This is a genomic window from Aestuariibacter sp. A3R04 (genome assembly GCF_018860805.1).
In the GTDB taxonomy this organism is placed as follows: domain Bacteria; phylum Pseudomonadota; class Gammaproteobacteria; order Enterobacterales; family Alteromonadaceae; genus Alteromonas.
This window is the reverse complement of record NZ_JAHKQR010000011.1, coordinates 815762-837957: the sequence shown is the minus strand read 5'-3', so window position 1 is coordinate 837957 and position 22196 is coordinate 815762. Positions and strand designations below refer to the sequence as shown.

At 46.0% G+C, this 22196-nt stretch carries 27 protein-coding genes; 9 read left to right on the top strand and 18 right to left on the bottom strand.

The window, feature by feature from the left end; all coding sequences use genetic code 11:
* Positions 1–80: 80 nt before the first annotated feature.
* A complete protein-coding gene (locus KO518_RS13100; RefSeq protein ID WP_216026258.1) occupies positions 81–401 on the bottom strand; it encodes a DUF3718 domain-containing protein in 321 nt (106 codons plus the stop codon).
* A 385-nt stretch (positions 402–786) separates the two neighbouring features.
* Positions 787–1326: a hypothetical protein gene (locus KO518_RS13095; protein ID WP_216026257.1), complete on the bottom strand. Its 540-nt coding sequence runs from the start codon at positions 1324–1326 to the stop codon at positions 787–789.
* A 242-nt stretch (positions 1327–1568) separates the two neighbouring features.
* Here KO518_RS13095 and KO518_RS13090 point away from each other — a divergent pair, with 242 nt between their 5' ends.
* From KO518_RS13090 to KO518_RS13055, 8 genes are all read left to right on the top strand, one after another.
* Positions 1569–2804, top strand: coding sequence for a pyridoxal phosphate-dependent aminotransferase (locus tag KO518_RS13090; RefSeq protein ID WP_216026256.1), 1236 nt, complete (start codon positions 1569–1571; stop codon positions 2802–2804).
* A 22-nt stretch (positions 2805–2826) separates the two neighbouring features.
* Entirely contained in the window at positions 2827–3432 is a 606-nt protein-coding gene (yfbR, locus tag KO518_RS13085) for a 5'-deoxynucleotidase (RefSeq protein WP_216026255.1), read from the top strand.
* Between the two features lie 84 nt (positions 3433–3516).
* The gene (locus KO518_RS13080) at positions 3517–4890 is read left to right on the top strand and encodes an anti-phage deoxyguanosine triphosphatase (RefSeq protein WP_216026254.1); all 1374 of its coding nucleotides are present in this window, start codon (positions 3517–3519) and stop codon (positions 4888–4890) included.
* A 213-nt stretch (positions 4891–5103) separates the two neighbouring features.
* Positions 5104–6108: a protein-methionine-sulfoxide reductase catalytic subunit MsrP gene (gene msrP, locus KO518_RS13075; protein WP_216026253.1), complete on the top strand. Its 1005-nt coding sequence runs from the start codon at positions 5104–5106 to the stop codon at positions 6106–6108.
* A complete protein-coding gene (locus KO518_RS13070; protein WP_216026252.1) occupies positions 6108–6752 on the top strand; it encodes a sulfite oxidase heme-binding subunit YedZ in 645 nt (214 codons plus the stop codon). Before msrP ends, KO518_RS13070 begins: the two co-directional genes overlap by 1 nt.
* A gap of 131 nt (positions 6753–6883) precedes the next feature.
* On the top strand, positions 6884–7267 hold the full coding sequence (locus tag KO518_RS13065) for a deoxyguanosinetriphosphate triphosphohydrolase (protein WP_216026251.1): 384 nt from the start codon (positions 6884–6886) through the stop codon (positions 7265–7267).
* Between the two features lie 146 nt (positions 7268–7413).
* Complete coding sequence (locus KO518_RS13060; RefSeq protein WP_216026250.1) at positions 7414–7785, top strand: YchJ family protein; 372 nt, start codon at positions 7414–7416, stop codon at positions 7783–7785.
* A gap of 137 nt (positions 7786–7922) precedes the next feature.
* Positions 7923–8594, top strand: a complete 672-nt coding sequence (locus KO518_RS13055; protein ID WP_216026249.1) for an SDR family oxidoreductase — start codon at positions 7923–7925, stop codon at positions 8592–8594.
* Here KO518_RS13055 and KO518_RS13050 read toward each other — a convergent pair.
* The 14 genes from KO518_RS13050 to yceD all read right to left on the bottom strand — a co-directional run bounded on the left by KO518_RS13050 (position 8584) and on the right by yceD (position 19648).
* Positions 8584–9165 (bottom strand): pyridoxamine 5'-phosphate oxidase family protein, encoded by a 582-nt coding sequence (locus KO518_RS13050; protein ID WP_216026248.1) that lies wholly within the window; start codon positions 9163–9165, stop codon positions 8584–8586. The two genes, KO518_RS13055 and KO518_RS13050, sit on opposite strands and share 11 nt — an antisense overlap.
* The gene (locus KO518_RS13045) at positions 9149–9922 is read right to left on the bottom strand and encodes a TatD family hydrolase (RefSeq protein ID WP_216026247.1); all 774 of its coding nucleotides are present in this window, start codon (positions 9920–9922) and stop codon (positions 9149–9151) included. Before KO518_RS13045 ends, KO518_RS13050 begins: the two co-directional genes overlap by 17 nt.
* A 24-nt stretch (positions 9923–9946) precedes the next feature.
* Positions 9947–10831, bottom strand: a complete 885-nt coding sequence (holB, locus tag KO518_RS13040; protein WP_371742323.1) for a DNA polymerase III subunit delta' — start codon at positions 10829–10831, stop codon at positions 9947–9949.
* On the bottom strand, positions 10828–11445 hold the full coding sequence (gene tmk, locus KO518_RS13035; protein ID WP_216026246.1) for a dTMP kinase: 618 nt from the start codon (positions 11443–11445) through the stop codon (positions 10828–10830). The genes holB and tmk overlap by 4 nt, the downstream gene beginning before the upstream one ends.
* Before the next feature lies 1 nt (position 11446).
* Positions 11447–12460: an endolytic transglycosylase MltG gene (gene mltG, locus KO518_RS13030; protein WP_216026245.1), complete on the bottom strand. Its 1014-nt coding sequence runs from the start codon at positions 12458–12460 to the stop codon at positions 11447–11449.
* Between the two features lie 2 nt (positions 12461–12462).
* Complete coding sequence (pabC, locus tag KO518_RS13025; protein ID WP_216026244.1) at positions 12463–13251, bottom strand: aminodeoxychorismate lyase; 789 nt, start codon at positions 13249–13251, stop codon at positions 12463–12465.
* A 201-nt stretch (positions 13252–13452) separates the two neighbouring features.
* A complete protein-coding gene (fabF, locus tag KO518_RS13020) occupies positions 13453–14691 on the bottom strand; it encodes a beta-ketoacyl-ACP synthase II (protein ID WP_216026243.1) in 1239 nt (412 codons plus the stop codon).
* An 81-nt stretch (positions 14692–14772) separates the two neighbouring features.
* On the bottom strand, positions 14773–15012 hold the full coding sequence (acpP, locus tag KO518_RS13015; protein WP_216026242.1) for an acyl carrier protein: 240 nt from the start codon (positions 15010–15012) through the stop codon (positions 14773–14775).
* A gap of 193 nt (positions 15013–15205) precedes the next feature.
* Positions 15206–15946: a 3-oxoacyl-ACP reductase FabG gene (gene fabG, locus KO518_RS13010; protein WP_216026241.1), complete on the bottom strand. Its 741-nt coding sequence runs from the start codon at positions 15944–15946 to the stop codon at positions 15206–15208.
* A 21-nt stretch (positions 15947–15967) separates the two neighbouring features.
* Positions 15968–16891, bottom strand: coding sequence for an ACP S-malonyltransferase (fabD, locus tag KO518_RS13005; RefSeq protein ID WP_216026240.1), 924 nt, complete (start codon positions 16889–16891; stop codon positions 15968–15970).
* Between the two features lie 46 nt (positions 16892–16937).
* A complete protein-coding gene (locus tag KO518_RS13000; RefSeq protein WP_216026239.1) occupies positions 16938–17903 on the bottom strand; it encodes a beta-ketoacyl-ACP synthase III in 966 nt (321 codons plus the stop codon).
* Positions 17900–18925: a phosphate acyltransferase PlsX gene (gene plsX / locus KO518_RS12995; protein ID WP_216026238.1), complete on the bottom strand. Its 1026-nt coding sequence runs from the start codon at positions 18923–18925 to the stop codon at positions 17900–17902. Before plsX ends, KO518_RS13000 begins: the two co-directional genes overlap by 4 nt.
* An 18-nt stretch (positions 18926–18943) precedes the next feature.
* Positions 18944–19114 (bottom strand): 50S ribosomal protein L32, encoded by a 171-nt coding sequence (rpmF, locus tag KO518_RS12990; RefSeq protein ID WP_119501522.1) that lies wholly within the window; start codon positions 19112–19114, stop codon positions 18944–18946.
* Between the two features lie 3 nt (positions 19115–19117).
* Positions 19118–19648 (bottom strand): 23S rRNA accumulation protein YceD, encoded by a 531-nt coding sequence (gene yceD, locus KO518_RS12985; RefSeq protein ID WP_216026237.1) that lies wholly within the window; start codon positions 19646–19648, stop codon positions 19118–19120.
* Between the two features lie 152 nt (positions 19649–19800).
* On the opposite strand from yceD, the gene KO518_RS12980 reads away from it, so the two are divergent.
* The gene (locus KO518_RS12980; RefSeq protein WP_216026236.1) at positions 19801–20430 is read left to right on the top strand and encodes a nucleoside triphosphate pyrophosphatase; all 630 of its coding nucleotides are present in this window, start codon (positions 19801–19803) and stop codon (positions 20428–20430) included.
* On the opposite strand, the gene KO518_RS12975 is transcribed toward KO518_RS12980, so the two are convergent.
* Together KO518_RS12975 and rluC are read right to left on the bottom strand one after the other, a co-directional pair.
* Positions 20419–21072 (bottom strand): HAD-IA family hydrolase, encoded by a 654-nt coding sequence (locus KO518_RS12975; protein ID WP_216026235.1) that lies wholly within the window; start codon positions 21070–21072, stop codon positions 20419–20421. The two genes, KO518_RS12980 and KO518_RS12975, sit on opposite strands and share 12 nt — an antisense overlap.
* Positions 21059–22012, bottom strand: coding sequence for a 23S rRNA pseudouridine(955/2504/2580) synthase RluC (rluC, locus tag KO518_RS12970; protein WP_216026898.1), 954 nt, complete (start codon positions 22010–22012; stop codon positions 21059–21061). The genes KO518_RS12975 and rluC overlap by 14 nt, the downstream gene beginning before the upstream one ends.
* Between the last annotated feature and the right edge of the window lie 184 nt (positions 22013–22196).

Genomic DNA, 22196 nt, shown 5'->3' with positions numbered 1-22196 from the left:
AATAGCGACATCGGCGTTTGACCCGGGTGGTGTTATTTGTGCGTACATAACATCCACCCGGCTCGACAGCCACCCCACGATTAAATACGTGATACTAAGAAATCGTGAACAGCTGTTGCATCGCGTTGTACGGAGAAATCAACCAGATTTTCACCGTTGCATGTTAACCCACCTTCAGAAGTCAACATACGCAGAACTTCACGCTCAGTAGCAGCAATACGACCCACATTGCGGCTAAGATTGACGCGCAATGCTCGGACATCGTCAGTAGCCACAGCTTTACAGAAACCTGCAAATTGGGTGTCACCGATGAAGCGATATTGTTTATCGGCAGCAACAGCAGGTGCAGTAACCGCAGTTACACTTAATAAGACAGCAAGAGATTTAGTGATAGCTTTCATGATTCATTTCCTCAACAAGTTTTGGCGAACTTAATCTTTATGTCTCCAGAGCCCTGCGCCCTGGTGACGTTAATATTTATCCTACAAAACCGAGGTAAATGCTGTTGTATTATTGTTTCTGCTGGGTAAATCTTGCGTAAATGCAGATATTAATAGCCACAATATATAGCAACCCATTGAAAGTATTATTATTTTTTTATTTTAAAATAACCAAAAAGAATAAAAAGATTAAATATAATTCAATAAAAATCTAAAAAATAATGAAAAAATAAGTATGACAAACGCACAAAAAATGAAATTTTAACAAATAAAAAAGAAAGTTTGGGTGGATAGCACGGCTTAAAAAACAAAAATGTTGTAATAAAACTACATTTTTAGTGCTTTTTTAGATGTCAAATTCGCGAATATCTGCTGGATGCCAGTAAGTTTGCCCACAGTGATGACTGGATAGCAATCTATTCAACTGGCCAAATCGGGTTACAGGAGGTGGAGCTGTCAACATACATTGAGCTACAAATCGATGGCAGTTGTTGTTGATCACATCATAAGGGCTATAAGTAAAGAGCCTATCAATGGCCCTAAGTGCCCACTGCTCATCAGCAATTGCTTGGGCCGACGCATTACATGCAATATATGTTGTGTTGCCACTGCGATCTGCCAAAAAGCGCTCGACTGACACAGCTCTTATCAAACCTGTACCTGCGAGTTCAACGATTTTACCCTCCCACCATATCCCAGTGTGGATAAGCACGTTGTATATCCCACAGCACAGTATCGCACCATTTAAAGGTACTACAGGCAACATTGACCGTTCCCCAGGAAAAACAGCGATATTGCCCTCATCCCTGCTCAGGGATTTGGCTATTTTATTTCCTGTATAGGCAGCAGTTACAGCTGCGCCTAACCACACTAAAGGCAACGGCATCGCATTTACCCCGAGGAATTTTTGTACAGTATAGCAAAGGAGGACTGTCACAGGAGCATGAAACGCATTTGGTTACACTATTTAAATGTTTGCGCACCAAAATTTGTCGTTTTTGCTTTAACGTAGAAAAAATCTCATCCCTATCAGATAAAATGATGATAAAGATAGCAAATTATTCTTAACAACCAGGCTGACAATGCGATAATCTGAAAGCCTGAATAATCACTTCAAGAAATGCAGTAATGAAACCAGTAGAACGCTCTCACAAATTAGACAACGTATGCTATGACATTCGTGGTCCCATTGCGGCGCAAGCCAGAAAAATGGAAGATGAGGGCCACAGAATTCTTAAGCTAAACATCGGCAACCCCGCTCCTTTCGGTTTCGAAGCACCCGACGACATTGTAAAAGATGTTATTCACAACCTGCCCACCTCCCAGGGATATTCTGATTCTCCTGGTATTTACGCCGCCCGCGTTGCTGTCATGCAGTACTATCAGCAGATGAACATAGCCGATATCCGCATTAATGATATTTTCATTGGCAATGGCGTAAGCGAAATGATCATGATGGCCATGCAAGCCTTGTTGAATCACGGTGACGAAGTGTTACTCCCAAGCCCTGACTATCCACTTTGGACGGCTGCTGTAAGCCTTTCGTCGGGAACACCGGTTCACTACCATTGCGACGAACAGGCAGACTGGTTTCCTGATATTGACGATATCAAGAGCAAGATCACCAGTCGTACCCGGGCCATCGTGTTAATCAACCCAAACAATCCTACCGGAGCGGTGTACGACAAAACACTCTTACAACAAATTGTCGACGTTGCTAAAACCCACGAACTGGTTATCTTTTCTGACGAAATTTACGACAAAATCCTTTACGACGGTCGCAAGCACACGTGTATTGCGTCTCTTACAGACGATGTTTTTTGTGTAACCATGAGCGGTTTATCTAAAAACTATCGGGTGGCAGGTTTTCGAGCAGGCTGGTTAGTTGTCAGTGGTAACAAACGCATTGCGAAAGACTACATTGAGGGCCTCAACATACTTTCATCCATGCGAATGTGTGCCAATGTCCCTTGTCAAAGTGCCATTCAAACTGCGCTGGGAGGCTATCAGAGTATCAATGATCTCGTCGCAGACGGAGGACGTTTAAAACTACAACGTGATCTTACATCAACTATGCTAAACGATATCCCCGGTATCACTTGCGTTAAGCCCAAAGGTGCAATGTACTGCTTCGCCCGGGTTGATGAAAAGAAATTTAATATTGCCAGCGATGAACAAATGATATTTGACCTGCTCAATGAGGAAAAAATCCTGCTGGTACACGGGCGTGCTTTTAATCTCAATACAGGCTGCTATTTCCGTTTAGTGTTCTTACCCCACGTTGATGTACTTCAACCTGCTCTTACCCGTATCGGCAACTTTTTCAAGTATTATCGTCAGCACGACATGCCAGGCAGTAAATAATAATGGTTATCGGAGCGCTGTTATGACACAGCAAAGTACTTTTCTAGCTTGGATTTTACGTATGCCGCTGATAAAGCGCTGGGCGTTAATGCATACAGTAAAACGTGAAAACATTGCCGAACATTCCCACCAGGTGGCAGTAATTGCCCATTTGCTCGCTGTGATCAGAAACGAGCGTTTTGGCGGAAGTCTTAACCCTGAAAGGGCAGCCACGGTGGCCCTGTACCACGAAGTCTCAGAAACAAAATTATCGGACATTAATCACGTAACCAAATACCACAACCCGCAAATAACCCGGGAATTCAAAAAACTCGAAGAAACCTCGGAAAAAGAATGCCTGGCGTCATTACCCAAATTGCTACAACCCCATTTTGCGCCTCTAGTAGTGCAGTCCAATGTGGATCCCGAATACAAAACAGTCGTCAAAGCGGCGGACCTTATTTCAGCATACCTCAAGGCCTGTGATGAAATTCAGTTGGGAAACCGGGAATTTATTCCGGTTAGAGATCGTCTCGATGGAATGCTGTCTCATTTTAAGGAAACCTTGCCGGAAGTACGTTATCTATTCGATACATTTGCAGATAATTGCTTGGTTAGTGTGGATGAACTTTCTCAACAGGACAATTAAGTAAATCGCGATGCTCCCCGTGCTATGCGACATTATTGATTGATGCTATGTTGTTGACATTGTAACCATTATTGATGTTCGACTATGACTAAAACCGGTACAAATTTATCAGCCAATGCTTTGCAACACGCGCAGTCTCCGTGGTGTGAGCGACGTTTACCCCGAAGTCAGAACCGCGATGGTGATCACCGAAACCCCTTTCAACGGGACAAAGCCAGAGTGCTTCACTCTGCCGCTTTCAGAAGATTACAGGCAAAAACTCAGGTGTTAGGTGTTGGTCTCAGTGATTTCTACCGTACCCGTTTAACTCACTCCCTTGAAGCGGCGCAAATTGGCACAGGTATTACAGCCCAACTTTGCGGCAAGTTTCCCGAAATTGCACGGGAACTAGGCTTAGAGGCCCCCCTGATAGAAACCCTGTGTTTGGCGCATGATATCGGCCATCCCCCCTTCGGTCACGGTGGGGAAATTGCCCTGAATTTCATGATGCATGAATTCGGTGGCTTTGAAGGAAACGGGCAAACCTTTCGTATTATCACCCAGTTGGAGCCCTATACAGCCAACCACGGAATGAACTTAACTCGAAGAAGCGTACTCGGCCTGGTCAAATACCCAAATTTTATTGATGCCCTCCACAGCGACGGTGCCAGACCGGAAAAGCCCCGTTCTTTTCGCCAAGTGAAAGCCGACTTATGGCACCCGCCAAAAGGACTTTTTCGATGTGACGAGCCTTTACTCGACTGGTTACTCGACCCATTTAGTTTGGATGAAAAATCGCGGTTCATGTCGTTTAAAAACAATGCGGGCGGTCATAGCAAGACCTGCTACAAATCGTTTGACTGTTCTATCATGGAGCTGTCAGACGATATCGCTTACGGCATCCATGACTTGGAAGATGCCATTGTCATGGGAATGGTTCACAAACACCACTTTGTACAGGATGTGACGTTGCCATTGCGGGAAATGGCTATCCCCTGGTTATCAGAGCACATTGAAGGGCTTACCAATAAGCTATTTAGCAGTGAGCACCACGAGCGAAAAAATGCCATTGGCGCACTGGTAAATAGCTTTATTACTGCCATAGAAATTCAGGGCGTCGCCGGTTTCACCCATCCCCTCCTGGCCTTTAACGCAACCATGCCCTGCCACTATGCACAAGCCCTTGAATTGTTTAAACGCTTTGTATACGGAAAAGTTATCCGCCGGCCAGATGTTCAGCTATTAGAATACAAGGGGCAGTTGGTAGTCATGGAATTGTTTGAGGCCTTTGCATCAGATCCTGAGCGCTTACTTCCGGAGAATACTCAATTGCGCTGGCAAAAGGCCAGTGAAGAACAAAATGGGATGCGCGTTTTAGCTGATTACATATCAGGTATGACGGATGAATTCGCGTCGCGATTGTACAGTAGTATATTCTCACCCAAGCAGGGCGGTATTCAGGATACGTTTCATATCTAGTTCCACACCTTGTCTCTGTCTCAGTTATTGTGGCGGCTGTGAAAGTTTTGATTCTTTTGGCGTGTACGCTGTGAAAGGCAGTAGTGAGCTTCCTCGCAATAGTTTCACCTTTTTCTTGAACTCATAGCTCATCATTGGCAGGTACACTTTGTGAAATTTATTTACTTCATTACGGGTCTACAATTATGACCTTTGGTGTATCACGGAACAATTATGGTTAAACCTTATAAACCCAGCGTAATATTAAAAGACAACGACGTTACAGACGAGTCAGTGTACCGCAACAGGAGACAGTTGATTAAAACACTGGGATTCATTGGTGCTGGCGCTTTACTAAGTAACAAAGCTCAGGCATTTGGATGGTTTAGTGATGATGACGAGAAAACACTATTTACTACAAAACCTCTGAAATTTACCAAAAATGAAGCCTATGTAACTTCAGATCCGCTCACGCCCTATGAAAAGGTAACCACCTTCAATAATTTCTATGAATTCGGCACAGGTAAGGATGACCCCGTAAAGAATGCACAATCATTTCACGTACAACCGTGGACTTTGAGTATTGATGGTTTAGTGGAATATCCCATAACACTGGATTACGACGCCCTTTACTCAACAGTCAGTCTTGAAGAACGCATTTATCGAATGCGGTGTGTGGAAGCCTGGTCCATGGTTATTCCTTGGACGGGATTCCAACTCAGTGAACTACTGAAAAAGGCCAAGCCTTTATCCAGCGCAAAATATGTTGCTTTTGAAACCCTTTACGACCCCGATCAAATGCCGGGTCAGCGAAGCCGCTTTGTGGGCGGGGGAATAGACTACCCCTACGTTGAAGGCCTAACCATTGAGGAAGCCATGCACCCGCTTTCCCTGTTATCAATAGGGGTATACGGGAAAACCCTGCCTCCGCAAAACGGCGCTCCGATACGACTGGTGGTGCCATGGAAATACGGTTTTAAAAGTATCAAGTCCATTGTCCGCATTCGCCTTACGGACAAGGAACCGCCCACTACCTGGAAGCGCCTTGCTCACCAAGAGTACGGCTTTTATGCGAATGTGAATCCACATGTCGACCATCCAAGGTGGAGTCAGGCGTCAGAGCGAAGAATTACAACTGGCGGGCTTTTCAACCAGCAGCGCATTCCCACGCAGATGTTTAACGGTTACTCAGAAGTAGCTTCTTTGTATAGCGGTTTGGATTTGACGAAAAACTACTAATGAAAACTCTGTTTGCAAAGCCGGTTCGCTTGACTCCAATACACCGCTACGCGGTGAAATGTGTAATACATTGCTTTGCCCTTGGCTATGTCGGTTGGGTATTTTATAGAGGTGTTAACGACGCATTGGGAGCAGATCCTGTCGAAGCCCTGTTAAATACATCTGGCATCACGGCCCTCAATCTATTGCTGGTGTCGCTCGCAATCTCACCGTTAGCCCAACGTCTCCCCTGTGGCGATTTAATCAAATTCAGGCGTTTGATAGGCATTTACGCGTTTTTTTACGCAATACTTCACATGCTTACCTATATTAGCTTCGAATTACAGTTACAATGGTCACTTATTGTTGAAGAATTGACTAAACGTCCCTACATCATTGTGGGTGTTATCGCGCTTAATATTCTTCTGGCGTTGACAGTCACCTCCCCCATGTCTATCAGACGAAAAATGGGAAAAAACTGGCAACGGCTTCATTACTTAGTATATCCAGCGCTTTTTCTGACCCTGCTACACTACACCTGGTCATTGAAAACCGGGTGGCAAGACCCGGTTTTTTACTGGTTGGGTGCCATTCTCATCTTTATTAGCCGCAAAGCAGTGCTGACAAGATTAAACGTCAAAAGCTTCGGCTTCAAAGGTAAATGAACCGACCCATGAAAGTAGAAAATAACCCTCACCGCCATTTGGCGGTGTTTTTTTATGCAGAAAATACTTGCTTATAATATCGAAACCAAATACTGTATATCCATACACTGTACAGAAAAACAGGTTCACCTATGATTAATACAAACATCCATCACGCTAAGTCCACACTCAATGTGGTCCAACTTTCATTTCCATTCGACGGTGCACCATCTCGTCTCTCACGTCCACGGGGCTGGTGTTATTTACTGTCAAATTCAGTGGCGTTTAAAAAAGACATGCCCCATACCATCCGCATGCAGAAACCGGATGAAGAAACCGTACCGGCTTGGATTTCAAAACTAATTACCAGCGGACAGTGCAAAACAATTTATGTAGAAAATCTGGCCTTAAATGCTTCTGAACGCGCAAATATTCAAAAGCTATGTCATTTATATGCGGTATCAGTCATTAATCTACAGGTAAAAAATGACAGTAACATACAGGGTGGAAAAAATGTCGTCGTTGGGCCGTGGTAAGCGTTGCAGGATCACAGCGCTAAGCGTAAACTCCCCACCCTGGAGGTGTATGCATGCTATGTTATTGTAATAGTAGTAAAGATTTTAGCGCTTGCTGTCAGCCGCTTCTTGCTGGTCACAAACCTGCGTCCTGTGCAGAAGCCCTTATGCGTTCTCGATATTCTGCTTATGTTACAAACGCGTATAGCTATATTCTCCAAACCTATAGTATTCAGGGGCGTGGCTCACTAACTGAAGCTGCAGTGGCTGCTGACGGCAAGAATACCACGTGGATCCGCCTTCAGATTGTGTCAATACCTTCTGATTCTCAGGTCGAATTCAAAGCCTGGTATGCTCATAACCGACACCTCTTTCTCATGCACGAAACATCCAGCTTTATTATCGAAAACGGTGAGTGGAAATACCACGCCGGCATTATCCACGCCGATACCGGCACGTATAAACCGAGACGAAATGAACAATGCATATGTGGTAGCGGGAAGAAATACAAACAGTGCTGCCTATCACAGTATAAATAATCAAATCAAACAAGCATTCGCCCTATTTTCCTTGATGTATGTCATTTGCCTTGTTGTGGTGTCAATTCAAAGTACCTATTGATCCATCTCTTCGAAAAGTCATAGAAATCGTACACTCACAAAAAAGAGGTCAAACGATGACGAATGTATTAATTATTGGTGCCAGCGGTAACATTGCTAAACAAGCAACGACAATGCTGATTGAAGAAGGGCTTACGGTAAAAGCCTTGGTAAGAGATGCCGGTAAATTAAGTGATATCCAGCATCCTAACCTGTCTGTGTTTGAAAAAGATTTAGAGGACGATTTTTCAACCGCCTTTGAGCAATGTGAACAGGTGGTCTTTGCCGCCGGTTCCGGTGGTAACACTGGTGCAGAGAAAACCCTGTTGATTGATTTATGGGCTGCGAGAAACGCAGTGGAATACGCCAAGCAACACGGTACCATCCGCTTTACTATGGTCAGTTCAGTGGGTGCTGATGATCCGGATGCCCTGCCTTCGGCAATAAGACCATACTTGGTGGCCAAACACATGGCAGATGAGCACCTTAAGCTTAGTGGCTTGCGTTATACCATTTTACGCCCCGGCACTTTGCTGGATGAACCCGGTACTGGTAAAATTCAAACAATAAAACCTGAAAGCAAAGACGACGTAGTTATCCCAAGGGAAGATGTCGCTACTGCGATCGTTAAAGCAGTAACCTCTACGGGTAGTGAGAACCGAATAATTCCCCTTTACCGCGGTACACGTGATATCGCGGATTTTTTTAAACCGACGCGTAAACGGTTCGCAGGGTCGGTTACGGAATAACCGCCCTTGCTACCCACTCATCGTTATTTTTTGTATGTAACATTCTGTGATGCGGTGTCGCCTTAAGAGACAAATAGTCCACTTCGTAAGGTTCAAGCGCAATTAAACAGAAATGCGACGGAGGTTCGGATGTGGTAGCTTCACTTTTTATGGTTTGACTGTCTGCCAACAGTGCTTTTGGGTGCCCCCAGAAATATTGTTTTTTGCCCTGCTCGGACATAGTATTCCAGCAAGCTCGTAACCGGTTGGGGTCAGACTGAATAGTAACCACAGTAGCTTTGCAAGACATTCGGTACTGTTCACGGTTTGCCGCAAAGTACCAGCATAGCGCACAATCATTGCACTGACGAAGCTCGGCGATTTTTTCTGTGCGCAAGTCAGAAAATGCATACAAAATAGTACTAGTGCTATCGAGTTCACGTAGTACCAATGTGCGAACTTGTGGCATTCCCCGGAAATCACATGTTGCTAGCTGAAAATAACGGCTTTCCGGTGCTCCACGAGTTTGTTGCAAACTCTTTTTTAACTTCCCCATCCATTCGGGGTAATTTGCTTCAGGTGTTTTTTGCATGGCGAAACAAACGATAAAAGTTGTCTGTCGTAATCTCGGCCAGGGTTTGCACCGATACACCTTTTAGCTCAGCAATGAATTCTGCAACTTCTACCACGTAACCAGGTTGATTTTCTTTACCACGGTGGGGCACCGGTGCCAGCCATGGAGAGTCAGTTTCGATAAGTAACCGCTCTAATGGCAATGCGGTAACCACATCGCGTAAGGCTTGCGCAGAATTAAATGTGACGATACCGGAAATAGAAATATAGAAATCCATGGCGATGGCTTCTTGCGCCATTTCCAGCGATTCGGTAAAGCAGTGTAAAACTCCGTTGGTATGCGGTGCTCTATGGGATTTTAGCAAGGCGATAGTATCTTCTCTTGCATCTCTGGTATGAATGATCAGAGGCTTATTTAGCTCGTTAGCAACATTGATATGGTCCACAAATGATGTGCGTTGGATGTCTTTAGTCTCAGCACTGTAAAAGTAATCTAACCCGGTTTCACCCACAGCAACCACTTCAGAACGAGCGGCTTTTTCGAGTAAAGTGTCATAATCACAAGCGTCCTCCTGATGCAGCGGATGTACGCCGCAGGATACGGAAACATCATCAAAACCTTTTACTTTCTCATACATACTGTCAAAATCTTTTACTGATACTGACACACAGAGAAAATGTTCTACTCCACGCTGTCTGGCATACGTCAACGCTTCCGTTAAGCCAGCATCATCCAGTTTTAGTCTGTCGAGGTGACAATGAGAATCTACAAACAAAATACAACCCCTAGTTGATTTGAACTACTGCGATGAAAAAACGGTTAAAATGCCTGTAAGGATCACCGATTTATTCACCCCTGCGTGGGCGAGCCGTTGCTTCGCTTCCATACACCGCATGGCTCTTTGATAATCCGCCGATGCACTACTCTTAAGAAAAGCCTGGTGCGCTTCGGCTTGTAGCCACGTCACTACTTGTGCTGCGTCATCTTGCCATTTTCCTGCGAGTGCGCTGCATCTGACATCTCCGTTTTTAAGATCTGCAAGAGCCTGTTCAAACTCGTCGTAAGTCAGCTTTTCGCCCTTCTCAGCAAGACTTGCTTTTATAGTCAGGGGTGAATACCCGTAAGCACCCAGGTATCGCTCAGTTACGTGAGGAAACCCTTCTCCGGCAAGCCATGACTGCAGTTCTGATTTGCCAGGAAGGGACAGCATGTGCTTTTCACAGCGACTTAATATGGTGGGTAACAAACCGTTAAGCCGACTAGTCAACAACAGCAAATAGGTATTTCTGGTGGGTTCTTCTAAGGTTTTAAGCAGTGCATTTGCCGCTGCCTCTGTCATAGTCTCAGCCTGAGGCATTACCACCACCTTATTGTTACCGAGCTGTGCTGTGCTTGCTAATTTGCCAATACCTTCGCGAATTTTGTCTACCCCCAGTTGTTTTTCACTGGTCAGTAAATGAAAGTCAGGATGATTTCCCGCTGCAAACAAATGACAACTTTGACATAGTCCACACGCCCCCGTTTTACCGGGTGTTTTACATAGAATCGATTCTGCCAAAGCATAGGCAAAATCCTGCTTACCCAAGCCTGCAGGTCCACTTAGTAGTAGCGCATGGTGAAGAGTACGCTTGTGTAAACGCGACATCAACTGACTGAAAAGCAATGTGAACCAAGGGTAGATCACGACAAATAGGCCTCAATTGTTTTTCTTACGGTCTCGTGCACCTTATTCATCGGTTGCATCGCATCAACAGTGTGAACGCGGTCATCGCTATTGGCCAATTGAAGATAGCGTTCCCGTGTACGCTCAAAGAACCCCAGTCCAGATTTTTCAATGCGGTCGAGTTCTCCCCGTCCCCGAGCCCGCTTGAGGCCTTCGGCAGGGTCAACATCCAAATACAAGGTGAGATCAGGGCGAAAACCTTGTAAACATAACTGACGTAATGCGTCGAGTTTATCAGCGTCAATTTGTCTGCCTCCCCCCTGATACGCAAGTGAGGATAGGTCGTGACGATCGCCAATCACCCAATGCCCTTTTGCCAGCGCAGGCTGAATGACATTCACCAATAGTTGCCTTCTAGCGGCGTACATCAGCATCAATTCAGTCTCTTCAGACACGCTTTCCTGCCACTCGTGTTTCACGCATTCACGAATAGCTTCTGCCATGGGGGTACCACCTGGCTCCCGCGTATTGATACACGTGTACCCTCGATCGGTTACAACACGCTTCACAACGTCAATTACCGAACTCTTTCCAGCGCCTTCAAGGCCCTCTATAACAATGAATTTTCCAGTCATACTACTTCTGGCCTTGGTTCCGTTGATACTGGTTTACCGCGTCGTTATGCGCGTCCAGTGTAGATGAAAAAACATGACTACCATCGCCTTTCGCGACAAAATACAACGCCTCTGTTTGTTGAGGATGTAATGCTGCGAGAATGGCTTCACGTCCAGGCATGGCAATAGGTGTAGGCGGCAACCCTTTGATAACGTATGTGTTATAAGCCGTTTTTTCACGAAGATGTGCGTACTTGATATCTCCCTCATACCGTTCACCCAAACCGTAAATAATCGTTGGATCTGTTTGTAAACGCATCTTTCTATTCAATCGGTTTACAAACACACCAGCAATGAGTGAACGCTCGTTAGCAACAGCCGTTTCTTTTTCTATAATCGATGCGAGGATCAATGCCTCATAGGGCGAATTCAACGGCAAATCAGTATCTCTTTCTTGCCATGCTTGTGAAAGAAATTCAACGAGCTCACGATTTGCTCGTTCCAATACCTGGCTCACTTTCGTTCCCGCTGTATAGTAATAAGTATCAGCCAGAAAAATGCCCTCGGGGTACACGCCTTCTGGCATCCCATCAACATTAGTGACCCCTGCAAATGCGTCACCATCAGTATCATCAACCAAATGGGGCTGTGCTATCAGTGAATCCACCCATTGCCGCAACGTAAGCCCTTCAATAAGAGAAACACTAAACTGGCGTACCTTGCCTGCATTCATGTCGGCAAATAATGTCGCAAAGCTGTGTCTTGGAGTGACCTCATACGTACCCGCCTGAATGTGGCTGATGTCGGGCTCAAGTTTAAACCACACCCAAGGCAACCAGGTGGGCAAGGAGGTCAAGTCGGATTCAATGAGCTGTTCTGAGACAGCAAGAGGTGACATACCTGATTCGACGGTGAACAAAACAGGCTGTTTGATGTTCATAGGAGAGTGAAGCGCGTTCACCCCCCACACTGCCACTGCTATGGTCGCAGACACTGCAAGAATGACAAATACAACAACACCTGTTATCCATTTCATACTTAGGTCATTGCCCTGTTTGCTAATTGTTGTTGCAGGTGCCTTACCGGCTGAATATCAAAGTTATACACACGTCCATCGTGATGGAGGGATCTCACCGGTACGATTTCCATAAGCGCGTTGCACAGAAATAAAGCATCTGCGACAAACACGTCACTGAGAAAGTAATTGCCAACCTCCGCAGCTTGACCCTTAGTCTCAAAATACGCGGTGATAAATCTTCGAAACACGCCTTCAACACCACATTTTGTTAGTGCCGGTGTATACCAGGTGCCGTTTGCATACCAAAACACGTTGCTGGCGCTGGCTTCTATCACGTAACCGTCAATACTGGTAACAATAGCATCATCAAAGGTTAATTGTTGTTTCACCAATACCTGCTCTAACCTATTCAAGTGCTTTATACCGGCCAGCAAAGGTTGTACACCGAGTTGAACAGGACTCACACTGATTTCTATTCCATTCTTACGCCAACCTGCATAATGAGAGGGTATCTGATGATAGGAATAGGTTACCGTTGGCACAGTGTCTTCAGCCCTTTGATACCCTCTGCCTCCTGTACCCGCTGAAAGGTGAATTTTAAGCACGCCATTTTTCAGCGCTTTAGCCTGTTGAAACGCTTCGACTTCCAGTTTTTCACCATTGATATCTATCATTAGCCGATGACTGTCAGAAAGCAGACGTTGCTTGTGAAAATCCCACAATGCGATTGCACCGTTTTGCACCACCGCAGTGGTAAATAGGCCATCACCGTATTGTAAAGCACGATCTAATGGGGGGCTACTTGACATCAAGATTCCGTTTAACTCACAAACAGGCCCGAGAGTATACCAGCAGAATCGCGATATTTCAGCACACATTAAGTACGTGAAATGCAACATTATCGGGGCCTAGACAGATGGACATGTATGCCTTTTATATCGACCATGTTTTACCCAGCAAACGAAAAAGCCCGCGATAATCGCGGGCTTTTAACTGATCCTCGTTGCACATCAGATGTGCTTGAAAATCAATGATCCGTTCGTACCACCAAACCCAAATGAGTTACACAATGCGTAAGGTGATTCAAAGGCTTTTGCCTCATGAGCAACAAAGTCGAGATCACAACCCTCTCCCGGATTATCCAGGTTGATAGTGGGCGGCGCCATCTTGTCGCGCAGTGCCAGCACTGTAAAAATCGCTTCCACAGACCCTGCTGCACCTAAGAGGTGACCTGTCATGGATTTAGTCGAACTTACCAACAAGTCATAGGCGTGCTCGCCAAATACCCGTTTAACCGCAGCCACTTCTGCCATGTCTCCTGCAGGCGTAGACGTACCATGAGCATTGATATAGCCAATGTCTCTTGGCGCCATTTTCGCATCTAACAAGGCGTTTTCCATAGACCGGGCAGCACCTTCCCCGTCTGATGGCGGAGACGTCATGTGGTACGCATCACCACTCATACCGAATCCAATCAATTCTGCATATATGGTTGCACCACGGGCAACAGCGGATTCATATGATTCTAACATCATAACGCCGGCTCCCTCACCCATGACAAAACCATCGCGATCTTTGTCCCAAGGACGACTAGCCTGTTGTGGTGCGTCATTGTTTGCAGACAAAGCTCTGGCAGCGGCAAAACCTGCGATGCCAAGAGGCGTGATTGACGCTTCAGCGCCGCCGGCCAACATGGCATCTGCATCGCCATATGCGATGGTTCTGGCAGCCACACCTATGTTGTGAACACCCGTGGTACAGGCCGTCACAATATTTAAGTTTGGCCCCTTCAAGCCTTCCATAATAGAAAGAAAACCCGAGATCATATTTGTGATAGTGGACGGAACAAAAAACGGCGATACCCGTTTAGGGCCACTATTTAACAACTTGATATGATTTTGCTCAATCTGCTCCAGACCACCGATGCCAGAACCAATAGCAACACCCACGCGGTGTGCGTTGTCATCGGTAATGCGCAAGCCTGAATCAGCCAGCGCCTGTTTACCCGCTGCAATTCCCAGCTGGATAAACCGATCCATTTTCTTAGTTTCTTTTTTTTCGATGTAATCTTGCGGGTCAAAGTTATCAACCTGACCGGCAAAACGAGTGGAATAGTTACTGCAATCGAAAAGAGTAATGTCACCGATGCCGCTTTCGCCATTCAGCAAACGCGTCCACGTACCCTCCACGGTGGAACCCAGTGGAGACAACATACCCATTCCAGTAACCACTACGCGACGTTTTGTCACAAAAAGCCCTCGTATTGGAAATAACGACAGATACAAAAACGGCTCTTAACAGAGCCGTTTCCGCAAATTCAATGGACGATATTAGTCGTCTTTGTTTGCGTTGATGTAATCAATAGCAGATTGAACAGTAGTAATTTTCTCTGCTTCTTCATCAGGAATTTCAGTATCGAACTCTTCCTCTAAAGCCATTACCAGCTCAACAGTGTCGAGTGAATCTGCGCCCAAATCATCAACGAAGGAAGCTTCAGCTTTTACTTCTTCTTCTTTAACGCCCAGCTGTTCTACGATGATCTTTTTTACGCGCTCTTCAATGTTACTCATAATTCTAGGTTTCCCTTAACGTCACTAGATAAAAAAGTGCCGCTAGTTTATTTTGCAAGTCATTAGCTTGCAAGTACCAGTTTATCTAAACTTTCTGGTCAAACCAGCAACTAACCAATTAAATTCTACAAATTTTTAACACCATCACCCTGGCAAAACAAGGATAAAGTGCTGTTAACTGCACAATTGCAGCTTAGTTCATGTACATACCACCATTCACATGAATGGTTTCACCGGTAATATAAGCTGCGCCATCGCTTACCAGAAAGGCGACAGTGGACGCAATTTCTTCGGGCGCACCTAACCGGTTTGCCGGAATATCCTTAAAGATCGCTTCCTTCTGCTCATCTGTCAATGCTTTCGTCATATCTGTGTCGATGAAGCCAGGCGCTACTACATTAATCGTGATACCACGAGAAGCTACTTCCCGGGCCATAGATTTAGAAAACCCAATTACGCCAGCTTTTGCTGCCGCATAGTTTGCTTGCCCCGCGTTACCAGCGCTACCTACAACCGAGCCTACATTTACAATGCGACCATAGCGTTTTTTCATCATACCACGCAATACTGCCTTAGAGAGCGCAAATATTGATGTTAGATTGGTATCAATAATATCCTGCCACTCGTCTTCTTTCATCCGCATCAACAGATTATCACGGGTAATACCTGCGTTATTGATGAGAATATCAATGGCACCAAAGTCATCCACTATTGTTTTTAAGGCGGTTTCAACGGAGGTTTTATCTGTTACATTTAAGGCCAAACCTCTACCACCTGATGCTGCAAGGTAAGCAGATATCGCTTCTGCACCTTTGTCGCTGGTCGCAGTGCCAATAACAGTTGCGCCCTGAGCTGCTAGCGTCTCAGCAATGGCCTTGCCAATACCACGGCTAGCGCCTGTAACCAGCGCGATTTTTCCGGTTAATTGTGTCATGTTTTTCCTATTAACCCCAAATTAAACCAATGATAGCGAATCTGGTGTGTTCACAGCCACACAGGTCAATGATTTATCGATGCGTTTATTCAGACCTGTTAACACCTTGCCCGGTCCCACTTCAATAACCTTGTCGACACCAGATGTTGAAAGAAATTCAATCGTTTTTGTCCATTGAACCGGACAGTAAAGTTGTCTTACTAAGGCATCTTTAATCGCCGAAGGTTCCTCTTCAACGTTAACATCTACATTGTTCACCACAGGTATTTTAGGTGAAGTAATGATAATCGAGGCCAACGCATCGTCAAGTTGGTCTGCAGCCGGTCGCATAAGCTCGCAATGAGACGGCACACTTACCGATAGTGGTAACGCGCGCTTGGCACCAGCATCTTTACAATCGGTGGCTGCTTTTTCAGCGGCATTTTTCTCACCGGCAATAACAACCTGGCCAGGTGAATTGAAATTCACAGGTGCTACCACATCGCCTGTAGCAATAGCTGTTTGTTCACAAATTTCTGCGATTTTATTGTCATCTAAACCAATAATGGCATACATAGCTCCGGCACCAGCGGGGACAGCTTGCTGCATAAACTCGCCGCGGGATTCCACCAATTTTACAGCGTCTTTAAATTCAATGGCACCGGCACATACAAGCGCTGAATATTCACCCAGACTGTGACCAGCGACGTAATCAACGCTAAGCCCCTGTGCTTGCAATACGCGCCAAATAGCCACACTCGCGGTTAGGAGTGCAGGCTGGGTGATGTGGGTTTCGTTCAATTTGCCCTGTTCGTCTGTTTGAACCAACTCCCATAAGTTATATCCCAATACGTCAGATGCTTCAGCAAAGGTTTGCTCTACAATAGCGTGACTGTCGGCAAGCTCTTTAAGCATACCAACAGCTTGAGACCCCTGACCGGGAAAAACACAGGCTGTTCGACTCATATTTGTTCCTTATTTTTATTTTTTACGCGCAGTAATAAAAAGTAAATCAATATCTGACTAACGCAGAGGCCCAGGCAAAGCCGCCTCCAAACGCTTCTAACAATAGGTTCTGGCCGCGCTTTATTCTGCCATCCCGAATGGCCGTGTCCAGTGCAGTAGGAACTGTTGCAGCAGACGTATTACCGTATTTTTCCAGCGTAATAACCACTTGATCCAGTGACATGTCAAGCTTCTTAGCTGTAGCTTTGATGATGCGAAAATTAGCCTGATGAGGTACCAACCAGTCCAGGTCAGATTTTTGCATATTGTTGGCTTCGAGGGTTTTAATAACTGTTTCGGACAATTTTGTGACTGCCACTTTAAACACCTCATTGCCCTTCATTACCCCCCAATTCTCATGAACAGAGGCGTCGTCGCCACGGGTTGGGTTACCCACGTACAGTAAATCACCATAGGAACCGGCGGCATGAATATGGGTGGACAATATACCGGGTTCTTCACTGGCTTCAATAATCGTAGCCCCTGCTCCGTCGCCAAACAAAATTACCATTGACCGATCTTTTGGATCGACCAATCGGCTCAGACAATCTGTACCTATCACGAGAACCCGTTTCGCCATACCGGATTTAATATATTGATCCGCCACGCTCAGCGCATAACAGTAGCCCGCACATGCAGCGGCAACATCGAAGGCAGGGATACCGTCGAGTTCCAGTAAACGCTGAATTTCACAGGCAGTACTCGGAAGTGCATAGCGCCCGCTGGTTGTGGCACAAACAATCATGTCTATCGACTGGGGGTCGATATCAGCGGCTTCTATCGCATGCCGGCTAGCCTCTGCGCCCATGGTCGCTGCTGTTTCGTCTGCACCAATAATGCGTCTTTCTTTGATACCTGTACGATCAGTAATCCACTCGTCACTGGTATCAACCATTAATTCGAGATCGGCGTTCGTGCGCACTTCACTAGGATAATAGCTGCCCGTCCCGATAATACGTGAATAATTGCTCAAATCTGCTCCAACAAAACCGTTTCTATTTTGCTTTTTATTTTTTCAGGAATACCCATTCTTGCTTCTTGCATGGCCTGATAGATAGCATAGTAAAATGCATCGGCTGAGGCGTTTCCGTGACTCTTGATGACAATGCCGCGCAATCCTAACAGACTCGCCCCATTATACTGGTCGGGGTTCACTCGGTTGTAGATGCTTTTTAATAGCGGCAAAGCGATTCTTGCCATTGCACGGGTCAAAAGGTTCAATTGTGACTGTCGCTTAACCTCGCTGATTACGAGTTTCGCCAAACCTTCTGTTGACTTCAACGCAATATTTCCGGTGAAACCGTCAGTGACAACTACATCGGCGTAATCAGTAAAGATATCATCACCCTCAACATAACCAATATAAGTAAGGGCATCTGCTTGGCGAAATAATTGATCGGCAATTTTCACCTGAGCATTGCCTTTAATATCTTCTTCGCCAACATTGAGTAATGCCACCCGGGGCTTTTCTATGCCGCAGACTTCCTGAGCAAGTACGCTGCCCATCACACCGTATTGAAATAGAGCTTCCGAGGTACAATTTACGTTCGCCCCCAAATCCAACAAAAACACTCGGTGTTGGCTGGCAGTTGGCATGGCGGACACCAACGCCGGACGATCTATACCGGGAATAGTCTTTAACAAATAATAAGCCATGGCCAATAGCGCACCGGTATTACCGGCACTCACACATGCTGATGCAGATTTACTTTCAACCAGTTCAACAATGCGGCGCATGGATGATTTTTTCTTATTTCGCAGCGCATATGCCGGGGCATCGCCCATTTCCACAACATCTTCACAATGCTCAACAGACACGCGGGCACGCTGTTCAGGTAACAATTTTTCAAGCGCGGGATTAATAACCGCTTCGTTACCGCACAAAATAAAATTAAAATCGGAATGAAGCCGAATGGCTTTAAGGGTGGCGGAGAGGATAACAGGGGGACCGTGATCGCCCCCCATGATATCTAACGCAATGGTTAGCTTAGACAAAATGTACTCACCAACCGACTAGCGGGCGATGACTTTCTTGCCTTTGTAGTAACCATCAGCGGTTACGTGATGACGACGGTGAGTTTCACCTGACGTTGAATCGACAGACAAAGTCGCGCCTGTCAATGCATCGTGTGAACGACGCATACCACGCTTAGAGCGTGTTTTACGATTTTGTTGTACTGCCATAACTTACTCCTGGTCTCGCTTAAGTTCTTTCAAAACCGCGAAAGGGTTTGGTCGCTCATTCGCCGGGTCAATTTTGCCGAATGACATATCGTCTTTACTCACCGCGCAATCCTTCTCTGCATGAAGGGCGACAATAGGCAAAGAAATAATCAGTTCGTCTTCAAAAATTTGAAGTAGACTGACTTCTCCGTGGTCGTTGACCTCTACCGGTTCATAAGCTTCGGGCAATCCTTCATCATCGTCTGCTTGTCCCTGCACCGGACTAAAACAAAACTCTGAATAAAGGTCGTGAGTAAACTCACCATTGCACCGCTGACAGATAAGTGTTACCTGTGTTTGTAAGTGACCGTGAAAGACAGTAAGACCCTGCGCGTCTTTTTCGAACTGTACTTCGGCGTTCACCCATTCATCACAACTGACAACAGCTTCATTTAATCGCACCATGTCTTTGCTCGCAATCACGCCCCTGTAATCGGAACGTTTAACGGCGCTTTTGACCGGGTCGACGGAATGAGGTAATTTCACTTTCTGCATAGGGCGCGCATAATATAGATTTGCCTTAACACTGTCAAAGCATTAATCGCATTTCACCGTAATTTGCCCTATTTCTCTTCTCTCCGGCATAGACCTCAGCTTCGGAATCGGTCAGACTTTACATTATCATACATCAACACGACTATGCCGATATGACAACAGTGTCCACTCCACCTTTTATTCTGGCCAGTTCATCCCGTTACCGCCAAGCCCAAATGACAGCACTCGGAGTTGAAACTTGCTGCATTGCGCCGTACATTGATGAGACCCCGATGGACGGCGAGGCGCCAGACAAGCTTGCTGCGCGACTAGCCGCAGAAAAAGCAAAAACAGTAGCTGCTGTACACAGAGAAGCCCTTGTCATTGGTTCAGATCAAGTTGCTTGCGTTTCTGACGGGCAAGGAAGGACCGTGATTCTAGGCAAACCCCATCACTATGATGCTGCCGCAAAACAACTGGCACTGTGCAGTGGCAAACGCGTTGTTTTCCATACGGCATTGAGCGTTGTAAAATACAATGAACAAAAAGAAATCACGGGCATGGATAACACCACTGTCCATTTCCTACCTTTAACGTCACAAGATATTTCACGGTACTTGCGCAGTGAAACCCCGTACGATTGTGCCGGAAGCTTTAAATCTGAAGGAAAAGGCGTATTGCTGTTTGATCGCATTGATTCCAGAGATCCGCAGGCGCTGATTGGCCTGCCGGTAATGTTGCTCAGAGATATACTCAAAGAATTCGATGTAGATCTCCTCGCTTTAGCGACCTCAAGTCGGTAGCAACCATCGCTTAAGTTCATCGATATCACGGACAATGGTTTGAGGGTCAAACGCCTCTAAATGCAAAGCGGCATGAACACCATAGGAGACGCCGATGCGATCGATACCGGCATCTCTCGCCATCTGCATGTCAAACGTTGTGTCTCCTATCATGACGGTCTCGTGTGGTGCCACACCTGATTCCGTCAGCAGTTGAATAATCATATCCGCGGAGGGTTTTGATTCGGCATCATCCGCTGTACGTGAGTAAGTAAAATATTGTCGTGTGTTGGTATTCGCCCACGCGCGGTCTAAGCCGCGCCGTGCTTTGCCCGTAGCAACAGCAAGGGTTTTGCCATTGGCTTTAAGCGCTGCCAACATGTCTGCCGCCCCGTCAAACAGCGGGCTTGGAATTTGATCTTGCTCGATGAACACCGCTTTGTAGGCATCCACAAGTTGGTCTGTTCGTTGATCATCGGTGAGCTGAAAAAGGGTTTGTATCGCCGGACGCAGGCTAATACCAATGATCCCTCCGACATCTTCTGGAGTAGGTATGGGCGCATCACAACGCTCTGCGGCCAACTGCATACACTTGATGATCTTCGCTGCGGAATCCATCAACGTGCCATCCCAATCGAAAATAATAAGTTTATAGGATTTCATTTAACTGCTTAATTGAGTTTGTTAACGCACTGTCCAGTGGCGCATCAAATCGCACTGTCTCTTCAGTACCAGGATGAATAAAACGGATACTCGCTGCGTGCAAAAACAAGCGTTTTAAGCCCAAGCGACGCATTTGGTCGTCGAAATGAACATCGCCATATTTTGGATCACAAGCAATTGCATGCCCGGCATGTTGGCAATGCACGCGAATTTGGTGAGTCCGCCCGGTAATGGGTGAGGCTTCAACCAAAGTTGCCCCGGTAAAGCGCTGCAAGATGCGAAAACGTGTTTCCGAGGGTTTGCCATTGTCATTGACACTGACCAGACGTTCGCCGGATTGCAACACATTTTTCAACAAAGGGGCTTTAACTTTGAAGCGATTTTCTGGCCAGGCGCCGGCAACGAGTGCCTGATAACGCTTGTCCATTTGACCTTCACGCAACTGAGCGTGGAGATGACGGAGTGCGGAGCGTTTTTTGGCAATGAGAATGCAGCCGGAGGTATCGCGGTCTAGCCGGTGTACTAACTCCATAAAACTGGCCTGAGGCCTCAGCGCACGAAGCCCTTCAATAAGCCCGAAATTTAACCCACTGCCACCGTGCACGGCAGTGCCGGACGGTTTATTAATAACCAGTATTCTTTCATCTTCATAAAGAATGCAGGATTCAAGTTCGGCGACTTTCTCGAGTTTGGGATTGGGCGTGTCTTTCACTTCGGCAATACGCACCGGCGGGATGCGAACAAGATCATTGGCGACGAGTTTGTAATCGGGCTTTACCCGCCCCTTGTTTACCCGAACTTCACCCTTTCGCAAAATGCGGTAAATCATACTTTTAGGCACGCCTTTTAATTGTGTGCGCAAAAAGTTATCCACTCGCTGCCCCGCGAGATCGGACTCGATAGTTACAAAGCGAACTTTTTGAGTAATTTCATTTTTCATGGTGGCAAGTATAACTGACACACCGGGTTTACCTAAAGCAAAATAGTGGATAAAACGCTATTTTCAGAATACCCACACACTCGGAAACAGATGTTCTCGAAAGAATGTACCGCGCAATTGTCACGATTAAAGAGAAATATTATCTGCTTCACGGAAAATTAGCCTGAAGTTTACTTGCTTAAGT